General features: G+C 60.8%; 7 protein-coding genes and 2 tRNA genes. 2 read left to right on the top strand and 7 right to left on the bottom strand.

The window, feature by feature from the left end; all coding sequences use genetic code 11:
* The coding region (locus U8L64_RS02910) for a 4Fe-4S dicluster domain-containing protein (protein ID WP_333393849.1) at positions 1-390 on the top strand (390 nt) is incomplete at its 5' end.
* Between the two features lie 106 nt (positions 391-496).
* On the opposite strand, the gene U8L64_RS02905 is transcribed toward U8L64_RS02910, so the two are convergent.
* Together U8L64_RS02905 and wrbA are read right to left on the bottom strand one after the other, a co-directional pair.
* Positions 497-1,693, bottom strand: coding sequence for an MFS transporter (locus U8L64_RS02905; RefSeq protein WP_333393847.1), 1,197 nt, complete (start codon positions 1,691-1,693; stop codon positions 497-499).
* A complete protein-coding gene (gene wrbA / locus U8L64_RS02900) occupies positions 1,690-2,313 on the bottom strand; it encodes an NAD(P)H:quinone oxidoreductase (RefSeq protein ID WP_333393845.1) in 624 nt (207 codons plus the stop codon). The genes U8L64_RS02905 and wrbA overlap by 4 nt, the downstream gene beginning before the upstream one ends.
* A 100-nt stretch (positions 2,314-2,413) precedes the next feature.
* Here wrbA and U8L64_RS02895 point away from each other — a divergent pair, with 100 nt between their 5' ends.
* A complete protein-coding gene (locus U8L64_RS02895; protein WP_333393843.1) occupies positions 2,414-3,319 on the top strand; it encodes a LysR family transcriptional regulator in 906 nt (301 codons plus the stop codon).
* Positions 3,320-4,358: 1,039 nt separating this feature from the next.
* On the opposite strand, the gene U8L64_RS02890 is transcribed toward U8L64_RS02895, so the two are convergent.
* The 5 genes from U8L64_RS02890 to gacA form a co-directional block, all read right to left on the bottom strand.
* Positions 4,359-4,432, bottom strand: a tRNA-Cys gene (locus tag U8L64_RS02890).
* 46 nt (positions 4,433-4,478) lie between these two features.
* Positions 4,479-4,554 (bottom strand) — tRNA-Gly (locus U8L64_RS02885).
* Positions 4,555-4,621: 67 nt separating this feature from the next.
* A complete protein-coding gene (pgsA, locus tag U8L64_RS02880) occupies positions 4,622-5,176 on the bottom strand; it encodes a CDP-diacylglycerol--glycerol-3-phosphate 3-phosphatidyltransferase (protein WP_043295505.1) in 555 nt (184 codons plus the stop codon).
* 33 nt (positions 5,177-5,209) lie between these two features.
* On the bottom strand, positions 5,210-7,033 hold the full coding sequence (uvrC, locus tag U8L64_RS02875) for an excinuclease ABC subunit UvrC (protein WP_333393841.1): 1,824 nt from the start codon (positions 7,031-7,033) through the stop codon (positions 5,210-5,212).
* Entirely contained in the window at positions 7,033-7,677 is a 645-nt protein-coding gene (gene gacA, locus U8L64_RS02870) for a response regulator transcription factor GacA (protein ID WP_008567755.1), read from the bottom strand. The genes uvrC and gacA overlap by 1 nt, the downstream gene beginning before the upstream one ends.
* Between the last annotated feature and the right edge of the window lie 78 nt (positions 7,678-7,755).

Here is a 7,755-nt window from a genome sequence, read left to right as displayed (position 1 = left end):
GACACCAAGCCGGACTACGCCTGCCTCAAGCCGGCCGCCGAGTCGAAGAAGATCGAGTATCCGAAGCCGGACGGCAAACTGAGCTTCGACAAGCTCTCTTCGGTATTCCTCTCCAACACCAACCACGAGGAAGACCAGCCGGTTCACCTGCGGCTGACCGATCCGAACGTTCCGATCGAGAAGAATCTGCCGCTGTACGACGAGCCGGCACAGCGCTACTGCCCGGCCGGCGTGTACGAAGTCGTGAGCAACGACGATGGCAGCAAGCGCTTCCAGATCAACGCGCAGAACTGCGTGCACTGCAAGACCTGCGACATCAAGGACCCAGCGCAGAACATCGCCTGGGTAGCGCCAGAAGGCACCGGTGGTCCGACCTATCCGAATATGTAGGAATTAGCATGTATCGCAGCCGGCACGCCTCGACATGACTGACCGATGAGGATTCGTCCAATCCACCAGGCCTTCTTCTTTCTCCTACGGAGCCGCCCGCCGGAACCTACAGGTATTGGACGCTATCGCGCAGCACCGGACGCAGTAGAAAGGCGACGGCACCGGTCGCCACCGTCGCCATCGCCACCACTGCGCTAGCCATCTCCCAGCCAAAGGCTGTCGTTACGCTGCCCACTGCAACCGACCCGAGCATCTGTCCGAGATTGCTTCCTTGCATCATCAGGCCGACGGTGATCGGTACAAGCGCGGCTTGGCGCGCGACTAGCGGTGCGGAGGCGAGCAAGGTAGCCGGGATCAGCCCCCCGATCGCCGAAAAAAACAGGCACAGGAGGAAAGTTGCAAAAGCCGGTAGGCCGCCCAGGAAGATACCCATTCCGGATAGCCCCATGATGGTGCTTGCAATGACTACTAGCTGGACGCGTCCAGCGCCACGTGCGATCAAATAACCTGCTGCGAGATTCCCGCTGGCGTTCATGGCACTTGCCAGTGCGCTTAGCACGCCAGCGCTGCGGTATGAAACGTCCATCCGCTCCATCAGCAGAACCGGCAGAAAGCTGAACAGGGCAAAGAACACCAGGCTGTACAGTGCAAACCCCAAGGCGAGCAACATCGCGCCTCTGGAACAAAGCAACTGTCGAATATCAGCCTGCATGGTTTTTAAGGTGAAGGTTTTGGGCGAGGCGCTTGGGGGCAAGCGGCAAGTCACTACCCAAATCGAAGCCACGGCCAGCGCCGCGCTTGTCCACCAAAAAGATTGCCAGGTTTGGAACAGCGGCCCTACCAGCATTGCCAGCGCCATCCCACACGGCATGAAACAGCTCCAGAGCCCAAAAGCCACATCCCGCTCAGCGCCGGTCGTGACGCGTTCCAGTATCGCCGGACCAGCGACGATTACCAGCATGAAGCCGAGCCCCTCCAGGAAACGGGTGACCAGCAGGCCCGGATATGACGGCATGGCGGCCCCGCCTGCTCCGGCGAGCGCCATCACCCCGAGCCCCAGCAACAGCGTGTTTCTGCCGCCAAAAGCTGCCGCCACAGCGCCTGCGGGCGCTCCACACAGGAGCCCTAGCCCTGCAAACAGACCGGTAAGCCAGCCGGCTTCATCCAGGCTCAGGTGCAAGTCTGCCTGTAGCATGGGTGTGGCGATTGCCGCCTTGCCCAGATGCAGCGCCGCCACGACCCCGCAAGCCAGGATGATCCACACGACGAGCGTGGTACGCCCGTTGGTGTTCGCCGCGTTCATCTTTGCGCCCCGATGTTCGCGGCTGCGATGGCCGCGGCCACTTGCGCCACGTGCCGCCCCTGGAAGCGTGCGCCTTCGAGCTCATTGTCGCTTGGCTGGCGATCGTTCCCGTTGTCCTCCGCCAGTGTCGAGGCGCCATAGGGCGTGCCCCCGGTAATGGCATCCATCCGCAACTGGCCCTTGAAGCTGTACGGTAGCCCGACCACGACCATGCCCAGGTGCAGCAGCACGGTGTGCGTCGCAAGGAGGGTGCTTTCCTGGCCACCATGCTGACTTCCGGTAGAAGTGAATACGCTGCCCACCTTCCCGACCAGCCTATCCTCGAACCAGAGCCCGCCGCACTGGTCGAGGAAGTTTTTCATTTGCGATGCCATGTTGCCGAAGCGCGTCGGCGTGCCGATCACGATCGCATCGTAGTTCGGCAGCTCGGAGACCTGTGCCACGGCGGCGGATTGGTTCAGCTTGTATCCGGCCTTGCGAGCGACATCTTCGGGCACCAGCTCCGGCACCCGCCTGATGTCGACCGAGGCGCCAGCCTGGCGAGCGCCCTCGGCAACCGCAGATGCAAGGGTCTCGATATGGCCATAGGAGGAGTAATAGAGCACCAGTACTTTCGTCATGATCCTGTCCTCTAAAGACGTTGACGAAAGCAAGCCTAACTATTCCGAAGGCGCTACAAGAGTGATAAAAAACTAACCAACTCGATCTACGGAAAAGATCATGTTGGATGGACTGACGCTGGATCAGATCCGCACGTTTGTCACCGTTGCAGACACCGGCAGCTTCCGTGCAAGCGCCGCACGCCTGCTGCGCGTGCAGTCGGCGATCAGCCACTCGATCGCAAACCTGGAAGCGCAGTTGGGCCTTCAGTTGTTTGACCGCTCCGGTTATCGCCCGGTCCTGACGCCAGCGGGAGAAGCCTTGCTGGCCAATGCACGCGACATTCTGCTCAGAGCAGATGCCATGCGCGCACGCGCCAGGGCGCTGGGCGAAGGTGTTGAACTGGAGCTTTCACTGGTGGCGGACACGCTGTTTCCGATCACCGTGGTGGCGCAGGCGATCACCGCGACATGTACGCAATATCCTTCGACGACCTTTCGCCTTGAATCACTGCCTTTGGGAGGGCCTATCGAGGCTCTGGACAACAAGCGCTGCACGCTCGCGATCCTGGTGGGTGAGGACTTTAGAAATCCTAGGGTTGCGCTCGAAGCCATTGGCTCGGTTCGGCAGATCGCCGTTGTGCAGGCTGATCACCCGCTCGCCAAACGGGGCGAAAACACGTCGCTCGGTTTGCCCGATCTCGCCTGTCATCAGCAGATCGTACTGATCGATCCGACCCCGTTGTCGGAAGGCCGCTCATTCGGTGTCCTGTCGCCCTATACCTGCCGCGTCAACACCCAAGACGCGAAGCTGGCCCTCATCCGAGCGGGCCTAGGCTGGGGCCGCCTCCCTGCATGGCAGGTACAGGAGGACCTGGATCACGGGCGACTCGTGCGCCTCGGCATTCCGGATCTCGGGCGAAACAGCGAGGTGGTGTCTGAGGTCTATCTGGCGCACCGGTTGGATGAGCCTCTTGGACCAGTGGCGCATGCGTTTCATCGGGCCCTGATCGAGTTCTGGTCCTAGCGTTGGGATCGCATTGGGTGTGCAAGGAAAATACCCGCACAACGCTCGCGCCCATTAGCAACGCAGTCGGGAATGAGCGGCCAGTACAGCCCGTAGATCGCCTTGCGTCAGCTTGTCATTGATCCGCGGGAGCCAAACATCATCGGCAGCGCTGAGCTCCATTTGTGAGCGCACGAATATCCCGGCGAGGTCGCCGGTCGGAAATACGCTCACAGTCTGCCGCGCTCTCGACACGGCAATTTGATATCGAAAGCTGCGTCGTAGCGACCCGATGGTCACGTTGGCCAGCTCGAGGATGCAGTTTCGCCTGCGGGCTAGGTCGTGTACGAACCGCAATAAAAAAGCCGATCTTGCATCTGCAAGGTCGGCTTCTAATTTGGTGCCCGAGGCCGGACTCGAACCGGCATGCCATTGCTGGCGAGGGATTTTCTTCCCACTTCGGCTTTCGCCGCCGTCCAGCAAACTGCCGGGCGTTCGTGGGCTGGAGCACGCCTTCACCATAGCCTTGCGGCCGTAGGTGCCCGCCGTCTGCTCTCTACACCTTCCCAAGCTGGGCTTGGGCTTGGCTCGGCGTTGGCTCGGACACTGAGTGCCCAGGGCTTTCGCCGAGTTTGACGGGCTTCACTTCGGACGTTTCCCTCCGAAGGCTCAAATTGTTTAAGTCCCCTGTGTCTACCGATTTCACCACTCGGGCGTAGTGTGCAACGCGTAAATCCACGTACCGCTAGCCGACACCTGGTCCGTAGAGACTGACTGCGACGCTACCGCTCGCAACCCCTTGTCTCCACCGGCTTTTGAACCAGCTGAACAAGCAAAAAACTTTACACGGGAGATTCGAAGTCCCTTGCGTATACCCATTTCGCCATCCGTGCGGAGCGCTGGCGGTGGTCGCTAGGGTGGATCGCGACGGCGCAGGACTATAACCAGCTACCCGGCTTCACGCAACCGCGCGGCGCTTGGCATTGGCAGTAGGTCGACTGTATTTTTCATGCCTCAAACAAAAAGCCCCGCAAGCGTTAACTTGCGGGGCTTTCGATACTGGAGGCCGATGTCGGAATCGAACCGGCGTACACGGATTTGCAATCCGCTGCATAACCACTCTGCCAACCGGCCTCAAAACAATGACGCCGCATTCTCTGCGGCGTCATCTACAACAAATTGGAGCGGGAAACGAGACTCGAACTCGCGACCCCGACCTTGGCAAGGTCGTGCTCTACCAACTGAGCTATTCCCGCGTTGTCTTGGTGACGGGCGCCATTCTATAGGATCGGAGCGCGGCGTCAAGCCCTTGATTAAAAAAGTTTATTTCTTTTCAGCGCTCAGATGAGGCCAGGCCGCGTTCAGGTAGTTGATCATCGACCACAGCGTCAATCCGGCGGCGATGATGAGCAACGCATAGCCCAGGCCGACCCAGATAGTCAGAGCCGGCGGATTGGCCAGCAGGATCACCAGCGCCACCATCTGTGCTGCAGTTTTCCATTTACCCAGATTGGAGACGGCCACCTGGGCTCGCGCACCCAGTTCGGCCATCCACTCACGCAGCGCCGAGACGACGATTTCACGCCCGATGATGATGGCTGCCGGTAGCGTCAGCCACAGGTTGGCGTGCTCGCCGACCAGCAGCACCAGCGCAACCGCCACCATCAGCTTGTCCGCCACCGGATCGAGGAAGGCGCCGAACGGAGTGCTCTGCTCCAGACGCCGAGCCAGGTAGCCGTCGAGCCAATCGGTCACCGCAGCAATGGTGAACACCGCGCTGGCGGCCAGATAGCTCCAGTGAAATGGCAGGTAGAACAGCAGAATGAAGATAGGGATCAGCAGCACGCGCAGCACGGTGAGCAGGTTTGGAATATTCATCGGTACCACTGATCAGCGAAATTGGCGGTGATTCTACTCACTGTGCAGAGCGGCATAAATCGACTCGGCAAGCTTTTTACTGATACCCGGCGCCTTGGCGATCTCATCCAGGCTGGCACGGCAGAGTTCCTGAAGACCACCGAAGTGCTTGAGCAGTTCGCGCCGCCGCTTCGGTCCGATGCCCGCCACGTCTTCCAGGCTCGATGTACGCCGAGCCTTGCCGCGTCGCGCACGGTGGCCGGTAATGGCGAAACGGTGAGCCTCGTCCCGCACCTGTTGGATGAGATGCAGAGCCGGCGAGTCGGCCGGCAGCGTGAACTCATGTGCCGCGTCGTTGAGATACAGAGTTTCCAGACCGGGCTTGCGGGTGACGCCCTTGGCCACACCCAGCAGAATCAGCTCGGGCACCGCCAGCTCTTCCAGCACTTCGCGCGCCATGTTGAGCTGGCCCTTGCCACCATCAACCAAGAGGATGTCGGGCAGCTTGCCCTCGCCTTCGGCCGCTTTGCGAAAACGTCGCGAGAGCGCCTGATGCATCGCCGCATAATCGTCTCCGGCGGTGACGCCTTCGATGTTGTAGCGTCGATAGTCCGATTTCATCGGTCCCTCGGGGCCGAACACCACGCAGGACGCCACCGTTGCCTCGCCACTGGAGTGGCTGATGTCGAAACATTCCAGGCGTGACGGCAGTTCGTCGAGCTTCAGCGCCTCGGCCAGCGCTTCGAAACGCGCCGACAGATGTTGACGATTGGCGAGTCGCGCCGATAGCGCTTGCTCGGCATTGGTCAGCGCCAGCTGTTGCCAGCGGGCACGCGTGCCGCGTACGCGATGCACGATACTCAGTTCGCTGCCGCGCAATTCGGCGATCGCGCTGACCAGCGTGGGAAAGTCCTCGTGCACGGCGTTGACAATTAGCTCGCCCGGCAAGTCGCGCTCACTCGAACCGAGGTAATACTGCTCAAGAAACGCCTGCAGCACGTCGCTGACGCTCTCCTCGATGGCGACCTGGGGGAAGAAATTCTTGCTGCCGAGCACACGCCCGCCACGCACGCTGATCAGATGCACGCAGGCGCCGCCCGGGCTCACGGCAGCGGCAACGATATCGACGTTGCCATTGCCGCCTTCCATGCTCTGCTGGTCCTGAACGCGGCGCAGGATGCCGATCTGGTCGCGAATCTCGGCGGCGCGCTCGAACTCCAGGCTCATCGACGCCTGCTCCATGTTGCGTGACAGCTCTTCGGCCAGCGCATTGCTGCGCCCTTCGAGGAACATCACCGAGTGACGCACATCCTCGGCATACTCGGTCGGATCCACCAGTTTGACGCAGGGAGCCTTGCAGCGCTTGATCTGGTATTGCAGGCACGGCCGGGTGCGGTTGCGGAAATAGCTGTCCTCGCACTGACGCACGAGGAAGGCCTTCTGCAAGAGCCCCAGGCTCTCGCGAATCGCCCCGGCACTCGGATACGGACCGAAATAGCGCCCGGGGTCCTTCTTCGCGCCACGATGAATGCTCAGCCGCGGAAACTCGCCGGCAGAAAGAAACACGTATGGATAGGATTTGTCGTCGCGTAGCAGGATGTTATACGGCGGCCGCCACTGCTTGATCAGCGTCTGCTCGAGCAGCAGCGCCTCGGTCTCGTTCGCCGTAATGGTGGTTTCCACCTGGGCAATCTTTGCCACCAGCGCGGCGGTTTTCGGCGCCTGCCCGGTCTTGCGAAAGTAGCTGGCCAGGCGCTTCTTGAGATTCTTTGCCTTGCCGACGTAGAGCAGTTTCTCGTCCGCATCGAACATCCGGTAGACGCCGGGATGCCCGCTGCATGCCGCCAGGAAGGCGGATGAATCGAATCCGCTGGCCATCAGTTGATGGTGTCGACCATGCCGTGGCGTACGGCGAGCAGTGCCAGCTCGACATCACTGGTGATCGAGAGCTTCTCGAAGATCCGATAGCGGTAGGTGTTCACCGTTTTCGGCGACAGGCAGAGCTTGTCGGAGATCGCCTGGACCTTCTGGCAGTTGGCGATCATCAGCGCAATCTGGATTTCCCGCTCGGACAGCAGATCGAACGGCGAGCCGTTCTGCTGCGGCTGGAAGGACTTCAGCGCCAGCTGCTGGGCGATCTGCGGGCTGATGTAGCGCTGGCCGGCGAAGACCATGCGGATCGCACGAATCATCTCTTCCAGCGCGGCGCCCTTGGTCAGGTAGCCGGCGGCGCCGGCCTGCAACAGACGCGTCGGAAACGGATCCTCCTCACAGATCGTGACGGCGATGACCTTGAGATCGGGGTGGCTACGCAACAGTTTGCGAGTGGCTTCCAGGCCACCGATGCCGGGCATCTTGACGTCCATCAGAACCACATCCGGCTTGAGTTCGCGAGTCTGCTTGATCGCCTCCTCACCGCAATCGGCCTGACCAACCACGTACAACCCGTCGATATCGGCCAGCATGCGGGTAATGCCCGTGCGAACCAGATCGTGGTCGTCTACCACCAGCACCCTAATCAACAGACACCTCGTCAATGCAATTCAAAGCTGGCTGGCTGCGCGCTTCGTGATAACGGCGAACTGTACCAAAGAAAATGC

This window comes from Pseudomonas sp. FIP_A4, assembly GCF_036701605.1.
GTDB classification, from domain to species: Bacteria; Pseudomonadota; Gammaproteobacteria; order Pseudomonadales; family Pseudomonadaceae; genus Stutzerimonas; species Stutzerimonas phenolilytica.
This window is presented reverse-complemented; position numbering and strand designations above follow the sequence as displayed.

Bases quoted from the DNA above. Each gene is read 5' to 3' on its own strand.
- wrbA (WP_333393845.1), bottom strand. From the start codon at position 2,313: ATGACGAAAGTACTGGTGCTCTATTACTCCTCCTATGGCCATATCGAG.
- U8L64_RS02895 (WP_333393843.1), top strand. From the start codon at position 2,414: ATGTTGGATGGACTGACGCTGGATCAGATCCGCACGTTTGTCACCGTT.
- U8L64_RS02905 (WP_333393847.1), bottom strand. From the start codon at position 1,693: ATGAACGCGGCGAACACCAACGGGCGTACCACGCTCGTCGTGTGGATC.
- uvrC (WP_333393841.1), bottom strand. From the start codon at position 7,033: ATGGCCAGCGGATTCGATTCATCCGCCTTCCTGGCGGCATGCAGCGGG.
- pgsA (WP_043295505.1), bottom strand. From the start codon at position 5,176: ATGAATATTCCAAACCTGCTCACCGTGCTGCGCGTGCTGCTGATCCCT.